The 251-nt window shown below is 64.1% G+C and carries 1 protein-coding gene; it reads right to left on the bottom strand.

Annotated elements, in window-relative coordinates; genetic code table 11:
- Positions 1-251: rhomboid family intramembrane serine protease (locus SB764_RS42990; RefSeq protein WP_410867172.1), on the bottom strand; the 251-nt coding region annotated here is incomplete at both ends.

The following is a 251-nucleotide window of genomic DNA, read 5'->3' as shown; positions in this document are numbered from 1 at the left end:
AGCACCAGGCTGGCCGCCTGAATCAGGGCTTGGCTCTTACCGCGGGGCGCGTATGTAATCGCGGCTGCAGCGATCGCACCGGTAATCAGGCCGCCAAGGTGGGCTTGCCATGCAATGCCCGGCACCAGGAAGCCAATGACGCCGTTAAGCACGATCAGGACCCAGAGCTGCCTCGTTTGGCCACCACGTTGGCGCTGCACCACCAGCAGGGCTCCAAAGAGACCGAAGATCGCTCCGGACGCGCCAACCAG

It is taken from the genome of Paraburkholderia sp. SIMBA_027 (assembly GCF_046535315.1).
In the GTDB taxonomy this organism is placed as follows: Bacteria; Pseudomonadota; Gammaproteobacteria; order Burkholderiales; family Burkholderiaceae; genus Paraburkholderia; species Paraburkholderia tropica.
This window is presented reverse-complemented; position numbering and strand designations above follow the sequence as displayed.